This window comes from Marinobacter nauticus ATCC 49840, assembly GCF_000284615.1.
Lineage (GTDB): Bacteria > Pseudomonadota > Gammaproteobacteria > Pseudomonadales > Oleiphilaceae > Marinobacter > Marinobacter nauticus.
Genome location: NC_017067.1, coordinates 2728077 through 2747810, shown reverse-complemented (window position 1 = coordinate 2747810; position 19734 = coordinate 2728077). Strand labels below are relative to the sequence as shown.

At 58.0% G+C, this 19734-nt stretch carries 16 protein-coding genes; 10 read left to right on the top strand and 6 right to left on the bottom strand.

What is annotated here, in order from left to right:
• The first annotated feature begins 60 nt into the window (after positions 1-60).
• Positions 61-2367: a DNA topoisomerase IV subunit A gene (gene parC / locus MARHY_RS12775; RefSeq protein ID WP_011786232.1), complete on the top strand. Its 2307-nt coding sequence runs from the start codon at positions 61-63 to the stop codon at positions 2365-2367.
• Positions 2360-3592 (top strand): phosphoserine phosphatase SerB, encoded by a 1233-nt coding sequence (gene serB / locus MARHY_RS12770; RefSeq protein ID WP_014422162.1) that lies wholly within the window; start codon positions 2360-2362, stop codon positions 3590-3592. Before parC ends, serB begins: the two co-directional genes overlap by 8 nt.
• Positions 3593-3645: 53 nt before the next feature.
• Here the strand turns inward: serB and MARHY_RS12765 are convergent, their stop codons facing one another.
• The 3 genes from MARHY_RS12765 to epmB form a co-directional block, all read right to left on the bottom strand.
• Entirely contained in the window at positions 3646-5730 is a 2085-nt protein-coding gene (locus MARHY_RS12765; RefSeq protein WP_014422161.1) for an EAL domain-containing response regulator, read from the bottom strand.
• A 102-nt stretch (positions 5731-5832) separates the two neighbouring features.
• Complete coding sequence (locus tag MARHY_RS12760) at positions 5833-7647, bottom strand: cyclic-di-GMP receptor FimW-related protein (protein ID WP_011786229.1); 1815 nt, start codon at positions 7645-7647, stop codon at positions 5833-5835.
• Between the two features lie 177 nt (positions 7648-7824).
• On the bottom strand, positions 7825-8892 hold the full coding sequence (gene epmB, locus MARHY_RS12755; protein ID WP_014422160.1) for an EF-P beta-lysylation protein EpmB: 1068 nt from the start codon (positions 8890-8892) through the stop codon (positions 7825-7827).
• Between the two features lie 45 nt (positions 8893-8937).
• Here epmB and efp point away from each other — a divergent pair, with 45 nt between their 5' ends.
• Together efp and epmA are read left to right on the top strand one after the other, a co-directional pair.
• Positions 8938-9513, top strand: a complete 576-nt coding sequence (efp, locus tag MARHY_RS12750; RefSeq protein WP_011786227.1) for an elongation factor P — start codon at positions 8938-8940, stop codon at positions 9511-9513.
• Positions 9514-9522: 9 nt separating this feature from the next.
• Positions 9523-10491: an EF-P lysine aminoacylase EpmA gene (gene epmA, locus MARHY_RS12745; protein WP_014422159.1), complete on the top strand. Its 969-nt coding sequence runs from the start codon at positions 9523-9525 to the stop codon at positions 10489-10491.
• A 6-nt stretch (positions 10492-10497) separates the two neighbouring features.
• Here the strand turns inward: epmA and asd are convergent, their stop codons facing one another.
• Positions 10498-11358: an archaetidylserine decarboxylase gene (gene asd, locus MARHY_RS12740; protein ID WP_014422158.1), complete on the bottom strand. Its 861-nt coding sequence runs from the start codon at positions 11356-11358 to the stop codon at positions 10498-10500.
• A gap of 195 nt (positions 11359-11553) precedes the next feature.
• Between asd and motA the strand changes: the two genes are divergently transcribed.
• Both motA and motB read left to right on the top strand, forming a co-directional pair.
• Positions 11554-12405, top strand: a complete 852-nt coding sequence (gene motA / locus MARHY_RS12735; RefSeq protein WP_011786224.1) for a flagellar motor stator protein MotA — start codon at positions 11554-11556, stop codon at positions 12403-12405.
• 30 nt (positions 12406-12435) lie between these two features.
• Positions 12436-13395, top strand: coding sequence for a flagellar motor protein MotB (motB, locus tag MARHY_RS12730; RefSeq protein WP_014422157.1), 960 nt, complete (start codon positions 12436-12438; stop codon positions 13393-13395).
• A 16-nt stretch (positions 13396-13411) separates the two neighbouring features.
• On the opposite strand, the gene rsgA is transcribed toward motB, so the two are convergent.
• The gene (gene rsgA, locus MARHY_RS12725) at positions 13412-14467 is read right to left on the bottom strand and encodes a small ribosomal subunit biogenesis GTPase RsgA (RefSeq protein WP_041654876.1); all 1056 of its coding nucleotides are present in this window, start codon (positions 14465-14467) and stop codon (positions 13412-13414) included.
• A 105-nt stretch (positions 14468-14572) separates the two neighbouring features.
• Between rsgA and orn the strand changes: the two genes are divergently transcribed.
• A complete protein-coding gene (gene orn, locus MARHY_RS12720; protein ID WP_011786221.1) occupies positions 14573-15115 on the top strand; it encodes an oligoribonuclease in 543 nt (180 codons plus the stop codon).
• Here the strand turns inward: orn and queG are convergent.
• Positions 15110-16198, bottom strand: a complete 1089-nt coding sequence (gene queG, locus MARHY_RS12715; protein ID WP_014422155.1) for a tRNA epoxyqueuosine(34) reductase QueG — start codon at positions 16196-16198, stop codon at positions 15110-15112. The two genes, orn and queG, sit on opposite strands and share 6 nt — an antisense overlap.
• 136 nt (positions 16199-16334) lie before the next feature.
• Between queG and MARHY_RS12710 the strand changes: the two genes are divergently transcribed.
• From MARHY_RS12710 to MARHY_RS12700, 3 genes are read left to right on the top strand one after another with little or no spacing between them, the layout of a single operon-like run.
• Positions 16335-17897: a bifunctional ADP-dependent NAD(P)H-hydrate dehydratase/NAD(P)H-hydrate epimerase gene (locus MARHY_RS12710; RefSeq protein WP_014422154.1), complete on the top strand. Its 1563-nt coding sequence runs from the start codon at positions 16335-16337 to the stop codon at positions 17895-17897.
• Positions 17894-18391 (top strand): tRNA (adenosine(37)-N6)-threonylcarbamoyltransferase complex ATPase subunit type 1 TsaE, encoded by a 498-nt coding sequence (tsaE, locus tag MARHY_RS12705; RefSeq protein WP_011786218.1) that lies wholly within the window; start codon positions 17894-17896, stop codon positions 18389-18391. Before MARHY_RS12710 ends, tsaE begins: the two co-directional genes overlap by 4 nt.
• On the top strand, positions 18388-19719 hold the full coding sequence (locus tag MARHY_RS12700) for an N-acetylmuramoyl-L-alanine amidase (protein ID WP_014422153.1): 1332 nt from the start codon (positions 18388-18390) through the stop codon (positions 19717-19719). The genes tsaE and MARHY_RS12700 overlap by 4 nt, the downstream gene beginning before the upstream one ends.
• Positions 19720-19734 lie beyond the last annotated feature (15 nt).

Genomic DNA, 19734 nt, shown 5'->3' with positions numbered 1-19734 from the left:
GCTGGCGTCCATATAATGTGCGCCACAACATTGATAGGCATCCAAGGCAAAGAGGCGTCCATGCCAGAGTTTCAGACAACGGATGAAGGTTTCGAGCGGGTATCACTCCGGGACTACACCGAGAAGGCGTACCTGGACTATTCCATGTATGTCATTCTGGACCGGGCTCTGCCCAACGTAGGGGACGGGCTCAAGCCCGTACAGCGGCGGATTGTATACGCCATGTCGGAGCTGGGGCTGAAGTCCACCTCCAAGTACAAGAAATCGGCTCGTACCGTGGGTGATGTGCTTGGTAAGTTCCACCCGCACGGCGACAGTGCCTGTTACGAGGCCATGGTGCTCATGGCCCAGCCGTTTTCTTACCGCTACCCGCTGGTAGACGGGCAGGGTAACTGGGGGTCTCCGGATGATCCCAAATCCTTTGCCGCCATGCGATATACCGAATCGCGGCTGGCACCCTTTGCGGAAGTGCTGCTCAGTGAGCTCGGGCAGGGAACCGTGGATTGGGTGCCAAACTTTGATGGCACCATGGAAGAACCCTCGGTGCTTCCGGCCCGGCTTCCGCACGTGCTGCTCAACGGTACCACGGGTATTGCCGTTGGTATGGCGACGGATATTCCACCCCATAATGTTCGGGAAGTCACAGCCGCCTGTATTCGTTTGCTGGATCAGCCCGATGCGTCCGTGGATGAGTTGTGCGAACACATCAAAGGACCGGACTTCCCGACCAGGGCTGAAATCATCACTCCCCGCAAAGACTTGCGCCAGATGTACGAGACCGGGCGGGGTTCGCTGCGGATGCGCGCACGCTGGATTCGCGAGAATGGCGAAGTGGTGATCACTGATTTGCCCCACCAGGTCTCCGGAAACCGGGTGCTGGAGCAGATTGCCCAGCAGATGCAGACCAAGAAGCTGCCCATGGTGGCAGACCTGCGCGATGAATCGGATCATGAAAATCCGACCCGTCTGGTGATTGTGCCCCGCTCCAATCGGGTTGATCTGGACGGGCTGATGGCTCACTTGTTTGCCAGTACCGATCTGGAGAAGACCTATCGGGTCAACATCAACGTGATTGGCAACGATGGCCGGCCAGGCGTAAAAGGCTTGTACACCATTCTGACCGAGTGGCTGGCATTCCGGAAAACAACGGTAACACGCCGTTTGCAGCATCGCCTGGACAAGGTGCTGGCCCGGCTGCATCTTCTGGAAGGCTTGTTGATTGCCTACCTCAATATTGATGAGGTAATCGAGATTATCCGCACCGAAGACAAGCCCAAGGCCGAACTGATGGCGCGCTTTGGTTTGTCGGCGGAGCAGGCCGAGGCCATTCTGGAGCTGAAACTCCGGCATTTGGCCAAGCTCGAAGAAATGAAAATTCGCGGCGAACAGGATGAGCTCTCCGCCGAGCGCGATGAGCTGCAGGCCATTCTGGGCTCAGAAGATCGGCTTCGCGAACTGATCAAGACCGAACTCGAGCAGGATGCCGAGACCTTTGGTGATGACCGCCGTTCGCCGATTGTCGAGCGGGAGGAAGCCCGCGCCTTCAGCGAAACCGATCTGGTATCCAACGATCCGGTGACGGTGGTGCTGTCCGATAAGGGTTGGGTTCGCGCGGCCAAGGGTCACGACATTGACCCCGCTGGTCTCAGCTACAAGTCTGGCGACCGTTTTGCCCTGGCGGCGAAGGGGCGCAACAACCAGCAGGCGATTTTCCTGGATTCCACCGGCCGGGCCTATTCATTAATGGCCCACAGTCTGCCGTCTGCCAGGGGGCAGGGCGAGCCCCTGACCGGGCGGATCAATCCCCCCTCCGGAGCTACTTTCTCCGGTTTGTTGATGGGTAATCCCGAACGTAAGACACTGCTGGTCACCGACGGTGGCTATGGTTTCGTCACGTCGCTGAACGACATGATCAGCAAGAATCGCGCGGGCAAGGCCGTGGTCAGCGTACCCAAAGGCGCCAGAATCATGCCACCGGTAATGATTCCGGAAACGGCATCGACCCTGTACCTGGCGGCCATATCCAATGAGGGCCGCATGCTGGTGTTCCCGCTCAGCGAGCTGCCGGAGCTGGCCAAGGGTAAAGGTAACAAGATCATCAGTATTCCCTCCGCCCGGGTGCAGAATCGCGAAGAATACGTGGTTGCTGTCGCCGTGTTTGGTGAAGAGGATCAGCTGGAAGTGAAAGCGGGCAAGCGCAAGCTCGGCCTGCGGTTTGGCGATCTTGAGCACTACCTGGGTGAGCGGGGCCGTCGTGGTCACAAGCTGCCACGGGGCCTGCAGCGTGTGGATGGTATTGATGTGATTCCTTCGGCTGCGCGGGCCGAGGAAGAAGCCCAGAGCGGGGAGAATACAGACAGTGAGTGAGCTGGTGCTGGTAAACGTATCGGGCCGGGACAAACCCGGCCTGACCTCGGAAATCACTGGAATCATGGGGCGTTACGATGTCCGCATTCTGGATATAGGCCAGGCGGTCATTCATGACCATCTGACCTGGGGCATTCTGATCGAGATCCCGGATGAGTCAAAATCCTCTCCGGTGATCCGGGATTTGCTGTTCCGGCTGCACGCGCTGGATCTGCAGGTGCATTTTGCGCCGATTACCGAGCAGGAATATCAGGCCTGGGCTGAGGGCCGCAACCGGGCCTGTTACATCGTGACTCTGCTGTCCCGAGACATCAAGGCTGAGCAGATCGCCAGGGTGTCGGCGATTACGGCCCGCCATGGCCTGAACATTGACAATATTACCCGGCTGTCGGCAAGGCCGTCGCTGAACACCTCGGAAAACCGTATTGCCTGTGTCGAGTTCTCGGTACGGGGAACGCCCTCGGATCTTGAACAGCTTCGGGCCGATTTCCTGCACATTGCCGGCGAGATGAATGTGGATATCGCCTTCCAGGAAGATTCGATCTTCCGACGCAACCGCAGGCTGGTGGTGTTCGATATGGACTCCACGCTGATTGAAGCTGAGGTGATCGATGAGCTGGCCCATGAAGCGGGAGTCGGTGAGCAGGTCGCTGAGATCACCGAGCGTGCCATGCAGGGTGAGCTGGATTTCAGTCAGAGCTTTGCCGAGCGCCTGGCCCTGTTGAAGGGGCTGGACGAGTCGGTGCTTGAAGGGATCGCCAACAGGCTGCGCATGACCGAAGGGGCCGAGCACCTGATTCGCAGTCTGAAGGCGCTGGGCTATCGGACCGCCATCCTGTCTGGCGGCTTCACCTATTTTGCTCGTCATCTTCAGAGTAAGCTGGGTATTGACTATATCTACGCCAACGAGCTGGAGATTATCGACGGCAAAGTAACCGGTGAGGTGAAAGGTCAGATTGTAGATGGTAAGCGAAAGGCGGAGTTGTTGCTGGAAATAGCTGAGAAAGAGCACATTTCCCGGGAGCAGGTGATTGCCGTTGGGGACGGCGCCAATGATCTGCCAATGCTCAGTCAGGCGGGCCTGGGAGTTGCTTTCCGGGCCAAGCCGCTGGTCAAGGAGTCGGCACGCCACTCCATCTCCACCTTAGGGCTGGATGCCATCCTGTATCTGATCGGGTTCCGGGAAAGCGAGACCAATCAAACGCTTCAGAATACCCACCTCTGAAACCAAAAAAGGGCGAGAATGATCTCGCCCTTTTTTGGTTAAGCGGCCGTTGATCAGTTGTCGCCGAAGTCGTAGTTCATCTCCGGTACCGGCGCCTGCAGGTAGTAGCCCTGAATGTAGTTCACGCCTGCCTGCCAGAGCGTCGCAAGAACGCCGGCGTTTTCCACCAGCGGGATGATGGTCAGCTTGCCGGCATTCTGCAGGCTCTTGACCATTTCCTTGACCTGCTCTTTGGCCTCGTCACTCTTCTGGATCTCTTCCGTGAACGAACCATCAATCTTCACGTAATCCGCCTCAATGTGCTTGAGGGTGTTGAACGGATTGAGTGCGCAGCCGAACTGGGAAATGGATACCTTGCTGTGCAGTTCGTGCACCGCCTTGGTGAAGTCCTTGGCCTGCTTCATGTAGTTGTTGGCATCGCCTTCGCGGATCTGGAAGATCAGCGAATCTCCCGGCAAGCGGGCAGCTTTGAGGGCAACGCTGAGCCAGGGCGTGAAGGTCTTGTCCTGCAGCGTCTCGGCTGTGATGTTCAGGAACAGGCGAGTGTCGTGGCCCCTTGAGCGGTGGCTCGATAGCTGCTTGATGGTTTGCAGGATAACCCAGCGGTCGATCTTGATGGCGGTATCGCTGGGTCCCATCGGCGGCAGGAAGTCATAGGGCGAGACTTCTTCGTTGTCTTTGTTGAGCATCCGGACAAAGGCCTCGTAATGCTCCTCACCCTCACCGCGCAGGTTGATGATGGGCTGGAACAGCAGCCGGAAACGGTTATCGTCCAGAGCCTTGAGAATGGCCTCTACCGAGTTGGTTTCATCAAGGCTCTCGTATTCAGCCGGGTTATAGACCAGGATGCCGTTGCCACGCTCGTGGCCTTCCTGTTTTTTCACATCGGCCGAGGCAGTATGGGCCCGGCCCATGAGTTCTTCGGCCTTTGGTGAGTTTTCCGTGATCGCGGCGATACCGATGGACACGGTCAGCGGAACTGTCCGGCCGTTGATGTCGAACAAGTGGTCCTCGACCGCTTTGCGGATGCGCTCGCACAGACTTTCCATGCTGGCTTCATCACAGGGCAGACACATGACGCAGAAGGCATCGTCGCTCAGGCGGGCCAGGGTGACCTCGTCGCCGGCCTGTTCCCGAAGCAGGGTGGCGAGATCGCCCAACAACAGATCCGCGCCGGAGATGCCGACCTGGCTCTTCATGCTCAGGAAATTATCCAGGGCAATGTAGGCAAGGGCGCCGGTCTTGTTGTCTTTGCCAGCCGTGGCGATAGCCTGGGCCAGGGCATCCATCAGGTACTGACGATTGTACAGGCCGGTCAGCAAATCCTGGCTGCTGATCTGTTTCAGCTTTTCCTCCAGCTCTGCATCACTGTGTTCCGGTTGCAGAACGATCTGGGTGCAGGCCTCTCCGTCGTAGGTGGCTGCGGACACCGACATGGTGACATTCAATTCGTGGTCGTCACTGCGGCGCGCGGTGCAGTTCAGAGTCATGCCATCTTTGCGCTCTTCGGCGAACGCTTTCATGAACTCCTTGTACTTCTCCTGGCTTTCCGGCGTAAGGGTATCGAGCACCGGAATACAAATCAGTTCGTCGATGTCGTCGTAGCCCAGGAATTCCATATAGGACTGGTTGGCATAGATGTGCATGCCATCGTTGATGTAGGCAATGGCATCCTTGGAACTTTCCAGCAGCAACTGGCAACGCTGCTCGGCCTCACGCAGATGAGATTCCAGTACCCGGCGTTTGCGGCGCTCATCAAGAGCTGCCAGCTCCCGCTTGACCACCAGAACGAGCTGGTCGGTGTACTGAAAGGGTACGGCATCCTGGGCACCGGCACGGATGATGTTGACGGTACGCTCGCGGCTGTATTCCTCGGTCAGCAGAACGAAGGGGATGTCCTTGTCCATGCGCTTGACCATGGCCAGAGCATCGTCTGCCGCGAATTCCTGTTCCAGGTCGCGTGCCAGCAGCAAGTCCCAGTTGGAGGTCTTGAGCGCTTCTTCCAGATCTTCTTCCGAGGTAATCCGGTGAGCGCGGGTAGCCTTGCCGGAGTTGCGGAGCAAGCTGACCATGGATTCCGCATCGTTTTGTGATGGGTCAAGAATCAGCAGGTGTACGGTCGTGTTTTTCTTCTGCATTCGTCAGACGTCTCGTGGTGCCGGATATTCACGGATGAATGATGCAGGGGTTGGCCAGCAATAACAACCCTGGCCATGCCGGCAGTTGACGGGCCGCACTATTTAAAGCGACGGCCACAGTGAGTCAAATTCGTCTTCCGTAGTGCCTGGCGTTGATGGGGGAGCACCACGGCCGGCAGTTGGGGTGATGGGATTCTGGAGTTTCAGTTCGAACTGGCTGATGCTGCCAGTGGCCGAGACCTTTTTCAGTAGCTGTCCCTGGTCTTCCCGGCCATCTTGCAGCAGCGAGATCCGGCTGCCGGTCTGGAACGGCAGTCGCGGGGTAATCAGTGTCGCGGCCTGATTCACCACGCTGATTTCGGGCAGCAGCAGGCCCCTGAGGTACTCGCTGCTGTTGCCGACTTTCTGAATAAGTCGCACGGCACAGGGCGCGGCGCTCGGCGCCAGTAGCTCAATGCCCACCTGAGTGCCCTGGTTGCGGATCTGGCGCAGCCAGCGCACAACGGCAATGCTCCAGGGGTGCGAGCTCTGTTCTCGTACACCCAGAATTTCACCGGCCTGGAGTGACGCCGGGACATTGCTCTCCCAAGCTACGCAGTAGCCGCCCGGGCTGGTATTGACCAGTAGCGCATGGTGCGATCGCGGCCGGTTTTTGTCCTGGCTGCCGGAGGGCTGATGACTGCCACCACTGGTACGGAAGTTGATCGGGGCATCGGCAGAATGCAGCCGGTCTTCGTTCGGGCCGGCATCGTGTGCGCCGGACCAGGCATCTGCCTTGCGATTGGCATTCCGGATAAACAGGTTATCGGATTCGAGATGACTGCTTTCGTTGCCATCCAGGAACTCCGAGAACGCTTTCTGGCCGGCTACGAAGTAGTGCGCAGCGGTGAGACCTACGCACACTTCCAGCGTGCCCTGGCTGGCGATGCGGTTAAAATTGCGCTTGGCCAGAATGCCGAGTGCCTGGCTCAGGTGCGTAAGTAAGGTATCGCTCACCGTGGAGGGAATCTTGAGGGCTTCGCCTCCATGGCCGTCTTGGCGCCTGGCGTGCAGGGTCTCTGCCAGCAGGGTGGATAGATCGCGGGTGTCGAAGCTGAAGCTTTCATTGCCCGGTGTATTTTCGAGCAGGCTGCGGTAGACCGGCGGATTGTCTTTTTCCATATTGATGACGAACAGGCTGTCGGGGCCCAGATCCGGGGCACACTGGCAGTGCTCGGTCCAGGATTCGAACAGGTCATATACCTGTGTCAATTCGGCCTGACGCAGTTGGTTAGGCCGCGCACAGCCAAGCAGAAGAATACGTTTGTAGCTGTCGACAACCGTACTGGCTCGTCGGTGCGTGAGGGTGTCGTCATCCACCTCCATGTTGGCCAGTTTGTTCCGGTGCGCAAAACGGAACATGCGATGGCATTCCAGCCAGCTGCTGGCCGGGCTCGGACAATACAGTTGATGGGACCGAAGTATGGTGGCGGCCAGCTCCGACATTGCCCTATGGATTGCCGTGGCAATTTGGCGCCGGTGTTTATCTACTCCGCCATTGTCGACGTATTCCAGCAGACAAAGCTTGTACCCGGCGGCCAGATGCAGCTGAAGTGCCTGGGTCAGATTGGCAATCTTTCGCTGCTTTTCAGGCAGCGCGATGGCGAGCCCGAGGAAGTGTCGCGATAGCTCATTACAGACAAAATGAATCTTGTCCCGCACGATTTCCAGAAATTGCAGGCGCTGGAGCGGCGACAGGAACAGATGGTTCAGCTCAATGATCGCGTGATATAGCTGACGAGATGCCTCACCGGTATTGGCCATCGGCAACTGATCCGCCCAGGCGCGAAAGGCCTTGGGGCTGGTGTCGCAAAACGACAGGCTGGCTGTTTTCTGTTCAGGAACCTTGAGCTCTGGTTTCAGGATCTTACCATCCATGTTCTCACGCCAATGTCGGGACCGCGGTAGTTGTAACTCAGCGAAAACGCCGAAAATACAGGTCGTTATTGTTTATGGATCTTGCACTTTAAGATAGCAAAGCAACGACAAAAAGCGAGAAAATCACGAGTTGACAATCTTTGACAAGTGAAAATGGGCCATCTTTTGCGACAGGTCTCACGAGCCCAGGTCCAGCGGGGTCTTGCTGGCGCGGCCGGGAAGCTCCCGAACCAGCTTTGGAACCAGGAAGCCGGGCAGATTTTCCAGCATTTCGTTAACTATCCGGATGGCGTCGGTGTCACTCACGGAGAAGTGCCGGGCACCGGAGACGGGATCAAAGGCGTGCAGGTAATAGGGCATAACCCCCGCTTCGAACAGCGTCTCGCTCAAGGCTGAGAGTGTGGCGCTGCTATTGTTGACACCTCTGAGGATTACGCTCTGGTTCAGCAGGGTAACCCCGGCCTCGCTCAGACGTCGGAATGCCTGGCGGGTGGCCTGGTCGATTTCTGCCGGGTGATTCACGTGCACCACCAGGACCTTTTGCAGTCGGGTTCGGGACAGCCAGTCAATCAGGCTGTCGCATACCCGCTGTGGTATCACCACGGGCAGGCGGGAATGAATGCGCAACCGGCGAAGATGGGGGATGTCACCAAGCAGTTCGGCCCATTGCGAGAGCAGGCGGTCGTTCACTGCCAGTGGGTCGCCACCACTGAAAATCACTTCGTTGATTTCCGGGCTGGCGGACAGGCTGTCGATGACCTGGCGCCGGTCTTCCGGCCCAAGACGGTGATCGCCATAGGGAAAATGCCGACGAAAACAGTAGCGGCAATTGATAGCGCATTGTCCCGTGATCATGAGCAAGGCACGGCTGGTGTATTTGCGAATCAGGCCGGTGGTCTGGATGGCCGACGCCTCTTCCAGCGGGTCCGATACGAAATCCGGATGAACTTCCGCCTCTTGGGTGATAGGAAGTACTTGCCGCAGCAAGGGGTCATCCGGGTTGCCTGGCTCAATCCGTGCCAGGTAGGGCTCGGGCACCCGGATCGGAAACAGTCTGTGGCCGCAGGCGGCGCCTCTTAACCAGTCCTCCGGAGCGAGCCCCAGACGTTCCAGCAGTTGTTCCGGCGTCGTGACCGATTGACTCAGTATCTGTTGCCAGTCCGGTGTGTTGCCTGGTTCAACCCGAACCTCGGGTGGATGGCTGGCATCGCGGGCTTCTATACGGGCGGGGGTTCGCTGTATCATAGCGACCTTTGAAATTTTAACGACAGTCTGTCAGGTGGACATTTCATGGCTTCATATTCTACCAACGAATTTCGCAGCGGTCTCAAGGTTTTGCTGGATGGCGACCCTTGTATCATGCTCGAGAATGAATTCGTCAAGCCGGGCAAGGGCCAGGCATTCAACCGGGTCAAGCTGCGCAACCTCATGACCAACCGGGTCTGGGAGCGTACCTTCAAATCCGGAGAATCTCTGGAAGCGGCCGACGTGGTCGAGCAGGATATGGAATACCTGTATACCGATGGCGAGTTCTGGCACTTCATGCTGACTGATGGCTCATTCGAGCAGTACGCGGCTGATGCCAAGGCGGTTGGCGATACCGTCAAGTGGCTGAAAGAGCAGGACGTATACACCGTGACCTTGTACAACGGCGCGCCGCTGACCGTGACCCCGCCGAACTTTGTCGAGCTGGAGGTGGTTGATACCGATCCCGGCATGAAAGGCGACACTGCCCAGGGTGGCTCCAAGCCAGCGACCCTGTCCACAGGTGCCGTTGTGAACGTGCCCCTGTTCATCACCATTGGTGAGGTGTTGAAGGTTGATACCCGCTCCGGTGAATACGTCAACCGTGTCAAAAGCAGCTGATCATCGATCATGACTGATCGCCCTGTCTGGCAGCCCTCTGCCTCCCGGGCCGCTCTGGAAAGCCGCGCACAGCTTCTGGCCCACGTGCGCGGCTTTTTTTCTGAGCGGCAGGTGCTGGAGGTAGAAACCCCGGTGCTGGGACGCCACGGCGTAACCGACGTCAATCTCGACGGCATTCCCTCTGCGGTCGACGCTGGCGGCGTTCAGGGGGGGTGGTTGCAGACCTCCCCTGAGTATCACATGAAGCGGCTGCTGGCCGCAGGTTCAGGATCAATCTTCCAGATTGCCCGGGTGTTTCGTAACGGTGAGCGCGGCAAACGTCACAATCCGGAATTCTCCATGCTGGAGTGGTACCGCGTTGGCTTTGACGATCAACAACTGATGCGGGAAGTCGCGGATCTGGTCTGTGGCTGGCTGGAGTGTTCGCCTCCGGTAACCCTGAGCTACCGTGAGGCGATGCAGTCCATTGCGGGTATCGACCCGATGACCATCACCGACCGGGACCTTGAACGCTACTGTGAGCAATGGCTGGAGCCGGAACAGCTGGCCGGCCTCGGCCGCGATGGCTGCCTGGATCTGGTCATGAGTTTCGTAGTGGAGCCGAAGCTGGGCTGTGAGCAACCGGTTTTCATTACCCGCTATCCCGCCTCCCAGGCAGCTCTGGCGCGCATCTCTGAGCATCAGGGCTTTAGAGTGGCGCACCGGTTTGAGCTCTACATCCATGGCCTGGAGCTATGTAATGGTTATTGGGAGTTGACCGATCCGGCGGACCAGCGAGCCCGTTTTGCCGCCGACAACCATCTCCGGCGTGCCAGTGGCAAGCCGGAGATGGAGCTGGACGAGTCTTTTCTGGCTGCGCTGGAGACAGGCCTGCCGGAATGCGCCGGTGTGGCCATGGGCCTGGACCGGCTGTTGATGCTCAAGCTGGGCAGTCGCAATATTCAGGACGTCATTGCATTTCCGATTGAACGGGCCTGAGCCCTGCTATTTGACGTTCAGTTTGCCGAAGGCTTCACCCAGCTTTACGGTTTTCTCTGCCACCTGGTTCGGTTGCCATTTAACAGCACCCTTTGGCATCACCAGTACGACGGTTGAGCCCAGGCGGAAACGGCCCATTTCCTGACCTTTTTCAAACTGAACGGCATCGTCTCCACGGTACTGCCATTGCGCAACTTTGCCGGAATTGGGCGCTACCACGCCGGCCCAGGTGGTTTCCACGCTGCCCACAATCATCGCGCCGACCAGTACCATGGCCATGGGGCCTGCGTCGGTGTCGAACAGGCAAGCCACCCGTTCGTTTCGGGCGAACAGGTTCGGCACATTTTCAGCGGTTACCGGGTTGACTGAGAACAGCTTCCCGGGTACGTAGACCATTTCTTTCAGGGTGCCAGCCATGGGCATGTGAATACGGTGGTAATCCTTGGGCGACAGGTAAATAGTGGCGAACTCGCCTTCCCGGAAGGGCTCGGCCCGTTCGTCATCGCCGCCGAGCAGTTCAGTGAGACTGAATGACTGTCCCTTGGCCTGGAATACACGGTCTGTGCTGATCTGGCCAATCTGGCTGATGGCGCCGTCCACCGGGCTGGTGAGGGTTTCCGGTGCGGGGTCTATGGTGCGAGCGCCCGGCTTGAGTGCACGGGTAAAAAACGCGTTGAACGTGGGGTAGGCGGTAAAGTCTGGCTCAGCGGCCTCGCTCATGTTCACGCCATAGCGGCCGATAAACCATTTGATCACACGGTTTTTCAGGGCTGGAGTGCTCTCGCTGTCGGCCAGACGGCCTGCCAGGCGGGAAACCGCCAGCTGGGGTGTGACGTATTGGCTAAGAACAAACAGTTTATCAAGCATTCCGGGAGACTCTTGCGATCATAAAGCGCGGTAGTCTACCAAACCCGGCGCAGTGTATAGAAATTGTTTCACAGCTTCGCTGTTACGGTTGATGCTTGCTATTATCAGATCACATTTTGGGTGTTCCCGGCTGAGCCAGCTTCGGGTAGTAACCGGCCCCGGCCGTTAACCAGACAAAAGGCGTGCATAGTCACCATGTTATTGATCATTGGAGCTGTGGTCGTTGTTGCGTGCGTTCTTGGTGGGTACGTTCTGCACGGCGGCAATCTGGCGGTTTTGTGGCAGCCGACAGAAATCCTGATTATCGGCGGAGCGGCCGTTGGTTCATTTATCATCGCCAACCCGTTACACACGGTAAAAGAGGTGTTTCAGGCGTGTATCCGGTTGCTGACCGGGTCTCCTTTCAATAAATCCTATTACATGGATTTGTTAAGTCTGCTCTATGAGGTGTTCGACAAGTCCCGCAAGCAGGGCGTCATGGCCATTGAGGAGGACATCGATAATCCGGAGTCGAGCCAGATCTTCAGTCGTTATCCGGCGATTATGAAATCCAAACACCTGTTGGATTTCATCACCGATTACCTGCGCATCATCAGCTCCGGCAATATGGCGCCGCATGAGCTGGAAGGCATGATGGAAAACGAAATCGAAAATCGACAGCACGAGCTTGAAGAGCCTGCTCATGCGGTCAACAAGATTGCTGATGCTCTGCCAGGGCTGGGTATTGTTGCCGCCGTGCTCGGGATCGTTATCACCATGGGGTTCCTCACGGAAGGGCCGGAGAAAATCGGCTTGAGCGTTGCGGCCGCACTTGTTGGTACCTTTCTGGGCATCTGGATGGGGTATGGTTTTGTCGGGCCAACCTCGATTGCGCTTGAGCATGCCGCCAAATATGAGCTGAAAGCCTACGAATGTGTTAAATCGGCCATTGTCGCGACGGTGTCAGGACAGGCTCCCCAAATGGCAATCGAATTTGGGCGCAAGGCACTCCCTACCGAAAAGCGACCGGGATTTCAGGAGCTCAATGACCACGTTCGCTCAAAGTAACAAAAAGCCTGGTTAGCCTCGGAGAGTATCTTGGAAGAACAGCCGATCATCATCAAACGCAAGAAAAAGGTTGTCGGCGGGCATCACGGCGGCTCCTGGAAAGTTGCGTTTGCCGATTTTGCGACCGCGATGATGGCGTTTTTTCTGGTGCTCTGGCTCACCGCCACGGCGAGCCCCGAACAGAAAAGGGCGGTCGAAGGCTACTTCAAGGATCCTGTTGGCTTTACCGAAGGCGGCTCGCCCAACCCGGTAGACCTTGAGGGCAGTGCCTCGGTCATTGAGGAATCTACCCAGGATCAGGAGGCCAGCACCATTCAGATTGAAGACGAGGTGGTGGATGAACTGGCGGACACTCTGGAGCAGCGCCGAATGCAGGAGCTTTTCCAGGAGTTGCAGGAACGGATCGAGCAGAATCAGACCCTGCAGGAGTTCAAGGATCAGTTGCTGATCGATATTACTGACGAAGGCCTGAGAATTCAGATTGTAGACCGGTCCGGTCGGCCCATGTTCGACAGTGGCCGGGCAGAGTTGAAGTACTACTCTCAGGACATTCTGTTTGAGTTGGCCAAGACCCTGGGGTCAGTCAACAACAAGCTCAGCATCACAGGTCATACCGACGCCACGCCGTTTAGTGGCCGACCGGGTTACACCAACTGGGAGTTGTCGGCAGATCGCGCCAACACAGCGCGTCGAGCGTTGGTGGCTGGCGGCGTCCGGCTGGAACAGATCGCCCGGGTGGTGGGATTGAGTGATTCGGTGCTGTTCGACAGGAGCAACCCCACGGCTCCGGTAAACCGTCGCATTTCCATTATTGTTCTGAACAAAAAGACCGCCGACAGTATCGAGACCGGGGCAGGGCGCTCCGATCAGCCGCTGATTGATCTTACTCGCCCGACGGAGGAGCAGGAGCAGCAGGCTCTGGAACAGCTGGAAGGTGGCGACTGGTTCCAACCGAAAGAAGAGCCCGCTCCGGGTGAGCTGAATTGGTAGCGTTGGTTCTGTGGGTTCAGGTGAGCTTGAGACCACGAGCCTGCTGATCGGTCATATCCTGAAGGATGCGATGAAAGCTCTTCAGGCGTTCCGCTGAAATCTCGCCAGCCTCGGCTGCTGCGTCCAGAGCGCAGCCCGGATCTCCCATGTGCCGGCAATTGCGGAACTTGCAGAGCCCGATCAGCGGCCGGATTTCCCGAAAGCCGTATTCCACTTCCTGGGGCGTCATGTGCCAGAGACCGAACTCCCGGATACCCGGAGAATCGATCAGATCGCCCCCCCCGGGCAGGTGGAACAGTTTTGCCGTGGTGGTGGTATGCACGCCTTTGCCGGTACTCTCGGAGACCGCGCCCACCCGTAGCAGTTCATCCGGTAACAGTGTCTGAATGATGGAAGACTTGCCCACGCCGGACTGACCCACAAAGACACTGGTCTGATTCCGCACCAGAGCTTCTACTTCCGGGGCTGGCGTGCCGGCGGTTTCTGCGGCTGAAGTGCGCGCCACCTCATAGCCCAGCGCCTGATATCTGGCCAGCAGGGCTTCGATCTGATCCCGTTTGTCGTCGTTAATCAGATCTGTCTTGTTCAGCAGGATTACCGCCGGAATGTCAGAGCTTTCAGACGCCACCAGATAACGATCGATCAGGTTGTCGTGGGGCTCGGGCTCGGGGGCAATTACCAGAATGATATGGTCGATATTGGCGGCCACCGGTTTTAGCGCGCCAAAGTTGTCCGGGCGCTGCAGCAGGTTTTCCCGTTCACAGCGGGCAACAATCACGCCGGTTTTGCTTTTGCCCGGGCGCCAGACCACCCGGTCTCCGGTCACCAGGCTGTCAATGTTGGCTCTGACGAAACAGCGGAACACCTGCCCGGATTCCGGGCCTTCAAGCGCCTCGATATCCAGTTGCTGGCCGTAGTGAGCAATCACCAGTCCATTCTGCTCAGGACCAAGCTCACCGGCGGCGGCTTGTTCTTCCACCGCTTTTTCCTTGCGTGCAGCTCTCACCGTCCGTTCTTTCTGGATCTTTTCGATGCGCCATTGCTGGCGTTTGTTCAATCGTCGTTTTGCCATCTGCGTTCAATCGGTTAACCGGCGTTTGGGTATCACATCATACGTGAATCGTGGACAATACACAGAACTTCATCCACCCGACAAAACGGCATAGGTAACAGCGAGATGAGTAACGGCGACCGCCTGATCTGGATTGACCTGGAAATGACCGGTCTGGATCCCGAGCAAGAACGCATTATCGAGATGGCCAGCATCATCACCGACTCCCAGCTGAATATCGTGGCAGAGGGGCCGGTGATTGCCATTCATCAACCCGACAGCCTGCTGGAGCAGATGGATGAATGGTGTACCCGCACCCATGGTGCCAGTGGTCTGACCCAACGGGTCAAAGAGAGTACCATCAGCGAGGCAGAGGCCGAGCAGCAAACCCTCGAGTTTCTGGGCAAACATCTTGAGCCAGGACAATCCCCGCTCTGTGGCAACAGTATTGGTCAGGATCGGCGGTTTCTGGTGAAATACATGCCCAAACTGGAAGCCTTCTTCCACTACCGCAATCTCGATGTCTCAACGGTAAAGGAGCTGGCCCGCCGCTGGCGCCCGGACGTGCTGGAAGGAGTCAAGAAACAGGGCAGTCATCTGGCTCTGGACGATATCCGTGACTCCATCAATGAACTGCGTCACTACCGGGATCATTTCTTCAAGCTATAGTCCGTGCTGTTTCAAGGCCCAGGCCACGTGCTCGCGGACCAGTTCCGACGGGTGGTCGGCCCGGGCTTTGAGTGCCTCCACCACCGGAATGGTGCTGGGGGCGTTGCCCAGTCCCACCGCCAGATTCCTGAGCCAGTTTTCATAGCCGGTGCGCCGTATTGCTGACCCTTCCGTGCGCTTCAGAAACTCCTGCTCGGTCCACAGGAACAGCTCCGCCAGGGATGAATTGTCCAGACCATGCCTCGGTTTGAAGTCTTCCTCGTCGGTGGGCTTGTTGAACTTGTTCCAGGGGCAGACCAACTGACAATCGTCGCAGCCGAATACCCGGTTGCCCATTTGTGAACGCAGCTCCTCCGGGATCGGTCCTTTCAGTTCAATAGTGAGATAGCTGATGCAGCGCCGGGCATCCAGTAGGTGAGGGCCTACAAAGGCGTCGGTCGGGCATACGTCCAGGCAAGCAGCGCAAGAGCCGCAGTGTTGGCTGTCGAACGGTGCATCCAGGGGCAGAGGGGCATTGGTGAAGATTTCACCCAGAAAAAAGAACGAACCGGCTTTGGGGTGAATCAGCATGTTGTTTTTGCCAATCCAACCCAGTCCGGCCCGTTGCGCCAGTCCGCGCTCAAGTACCGGCGCGCTGTCGACAAATGCCCGGTAGTCATAGCCGTTGACAGCCTCGTCAATCCATTTTGCCAGCGTGGCCAGGCGTTTGCGCATCAGTTTGTGGTAGTCGCGCCCCAGGGCGTAGCGAGTAACGTAGGCCCGTTCCCGGTCAGTAAGCACTTGTTTCGGGTTGTCAGGTGCTGGCAGGTAATCCAGTCGGACGGAAATGACCCGGGTGGTCCCGGGTACCAGGGAGTCGGGTGTGTAACGTTTGTCGCCATGGTCGGCCATGTAGGCCATCTGGCCGTGGTAACCTGCTGCCAGCCAGCGCTGCAGGCGTTCAGCGTGAGGCCCCGTCTCCGCCTGGGTAATCCCGGCATCGGAAAAGCCCAGCTCCCGTGCCCAACGGCGGATCTGTGCAGGCAGGTCCGCGAGCTCTGTATGGAGCGTTTCTGAAGCTGGGTGTTCTGGAGTAACGGCCATAGTGGACTGCTGGCAGGTGCGGCCCTGCGAAGATTTAATTTGATTAAGTTATGACCTTTTTTCCTGTTTTGCTATGCTTTACAGGTATCTGGCCAATTTTCTTAAACCGGTTTCTGTATCTGGGAGTTCCCGGCAAATGCCCTCTGTTTCCGAGCACAGTCTACCAGAAGCGCTCTATTCCGCCGACTCGGTGCGGGCGATGGATCGCTATCTGATTGAACAGCAGGGGGTGGATGGCTTCGAATTGATGCAAACGGCAGCTAGATCGGCGTTCCGCCATCTGGTGGCATTCTGGCTTGGTGCGCAGCCTGTGCTTGTGTTGTGCGGAGCTGGCAATAATGGCGGTGATGGTTACCTGGTGGCCGCCAACGCTAAGCGTCATGGCATTGATGTGGCGTGTGTTGCCGTGGCGCCGACGGAAAAGCTCACGGGCGACGCCCGGTCTGCGTGCCAGAAAGCCCGGGCCGATGGTGTCGAGATTCTTGAAGGCAGTGCCCTGTCCGATGCCGATTTGCAAGCGCGGATGGATAGCGCTGCGGTGGTGGTAGATGCCATGCTCGGTACCGGAGTAACCGGCGCGCCCAGGGAGCCCTTTGCCAATGTTATTGGTCAGTTGAACCAATCCGGAAAGCCTGTATTGGCGGTGGATTTGCCGTCCGGCCTGGATGCCACAACCGGTGCCGCGACAGGGGATGTGGTGCATGCCGATGTGACGGTCACTTTTATCGGCGCCAAGACTGGCCTCTTCACCGGCGCAGGCGCGGGTGTCTGTGGTCAGGTAATGTTTGAAGCGCTGGGGGCGATTAACGCCGGTCAGCAGAGCGGGGAAATGCCCTTGGCCGAGCTTTATCCCTGGGCGCGATGCCAGTCCTGGTTGCCGGAACGCCCCGCTAACGCCCACAAGGGCATGTTCGGTCATGTCCTGGTGGTGGCGGGAGATCACGGTTTCGGCGGGGCGGGTATCATGGCTGCAGAGGCGGCCTCCAGGGCCGGCGCCGGGTTGGTGTCATTGGCCACCCGGCCGGAATACGTTACCGCTGCGCTGGCTCGTTGTCCGTCGTTGATGGTCAGGGGTGTAACCCACGGGTCTGAGTTGCCGGCTTTACTGGAGAAACCCGATGTCGTGGTCTGCGGACCCGGGATCGGCCAGTCCGCCTGGGGACAGCAAATGCTGCAGCAGGTTATTGCCAGTGGCAAGCCCAGAGTGTTGGACGCAGATGCACTCAACATCATGGCCGACCGCGCCCCGGCGCCGGCGGACAACCATGTGCTGACGCCCCACCCGGGAGAAGCGGCCAGGCTGCTGGGCTGCAGTGTTCAGGAAGTCGAGGCGGACAGGATGGGAGCGGCAGCACGCATACAGAAGCTGTGGCATGGCATTGTCCTGCTCAAAGGTGCGGGTACGGTTGTTGCCACCGGCAGCGGAGTGCCCGGCATAATACCGGGCGGTAATCCGGGGATGGCGACAGGGGGCATGGGCGATGTGCTGTCGGGCATCCTGGGGGCATTTCTCGGGCAAATTCCGTCCGCCCGTCAGGCGGTAATGGCTTCAGCGGCTTTACATCTGGCGGCCGCGGATGAGGCGGGGCAGAATAAAGGCTATATGGGGCTGCTCCCGGCTGATGTGATCGAAGCCGTGCCACAGGTGCTGGTAAGGTCGGAGCGGCCTGAATGTTTTAGTGACCGGGGGAATCGATGAGTATTTTTGGTAATGAACGCCGGTTGTTTCTGGAAGATGAGGCCGAGACGGAAAAACTTGGTGGTGAGTTGGCCCGGTTGGCCAGTCATGCCCGGGAAGGCCTCACCGTTTTTCTCGACGGCGAATTGGGGATGGGCAAGACGACCCTGAGCCGTGGTGTTATGAGAGGGCTTGGCCACGAGGGTGCCGTCAAGAGCCCGACCTATACACTGGTTGAACCCTACGAACACCTGGAACCACCGGTGTACCATTTTGATCTGTACCGGCTGGGTGACCCCGAGGAACTGGAATACATGGGAATCCGGGATTATTTTGCCAGCCAGAGCATCCGGATTATTGAGTGGCCGGAGCGTGGTCAGGGAGTCTTGCCTGATCCGGATCTGGAAATCCATCTTGAACGGGAAGGTCAGGGGCGCTCTGTGGTATTGCGCGCCCGTTCGGAGCTTGGGGCTTCCTTGCTTAATGAAATAGAACTGATAGGGCCGGATTCATGAAAATCTTGGTGATTATGGCGCTGTTGCTTTCAGCCAGTACAGTTTTGGCCGGTACCCGTGTCGAGGGGGTGCGTTTGTGGCCGGCTCCGGATCATACCCGCCTGGTGCTGGACACTGCCGGTCTGGTTGAGCACAACGTATTCTCTCTGAGTGGACCGTCCCGGCTGGTTATTGATCTGAAGGATGCTGCTCTCGGCACGGATTTCAGCAAGGTCGACCTTTCCGGCAGCCCCATTCAGCGTATTCGCAGCGCGCCAAGGAATGGTAACGATTTGCGGGTGGTGCTGGATCTGAAAAGTGATATCAAGCCTCGCAGCTTTGTGCTGGAGCCGAATCAGCAGTATGGCCATCGTCTGGTGGTCGATTTAATTGACGAACAGGGCAGCCGTCTCGATCGGGCGACGAGCCCGACGGTGACCCAGGATTCTGCCGGTAAGCGTGACATTATTGTGGTTATTGACGCCGGTCATGGCGGCGAAGATCCGGGCGCAATCGGGCCCCGGGGGACCCGGGAAAAGGATGTCGTGCTGAGAATGGCAAAGCGTCTGGCCGATCTGATCAACCAGCAGAAAGGGTTCACTGCCAAGCTTACTCGGACAGGCGATTATTACGTGGGCTTGCGGAACCGCACCTTGCTGGCCCGCAAGTACAACGCGGATCTGTTCGTGTCGGTGCACGCCGATGCCTTCAGAACGCCGCAGCCACGGGGAGCATCCGTCTTCGCGCTGTCTCAGCGCGGTGCCACCAGTGAAACGGCTCGATGGCTCGCCCAGAGCGAGAACCGTTCAGATTTGATCGGTGGTGCCGGCGGTGTCTCTCTGGATGGCCGTGATGACATGCTGGCCGGGGTATTGCTGGATCTCTCCATGACCGCAAGTATCAACGCCAGTCTGGGGGTTGGAGATTCCGTGCTGGGCCGGTTGGGCCGTGTGGCCAAGCTTCACAAACAGGGGGTGGAGCAGGCGGCATTTGTGGTTTTGAAGTCGCCGGACATCCCCTCGATTCTGGTGGAGGCCGGTTTCATCTCGAATCCGACCGAAGAGAAGAATCTTGCGTCCGAGTGGTACCGCAACAAGCTGGCCAACGCCATTTTCGATGGCATCGAGCAGTATTTTCGTCGCACACCACCTCCCGGCACTTTGCTGGCCTGGGAAAAACAGCAAAACCGGGGTGGCACCGACGTCAGCCAGTACCGGATACAGCGAGGTGATACTCTCTCGGGCGTTGCCCGGGAGAATCAGACCACCGTCAGCGAGCTGATGCGCTTTAACGGGATGAACGATGATCGTGTTATGGTAGGGCAAACCATTCGCATCCCCTCATCCTGATCAAGAGGTAGTCCC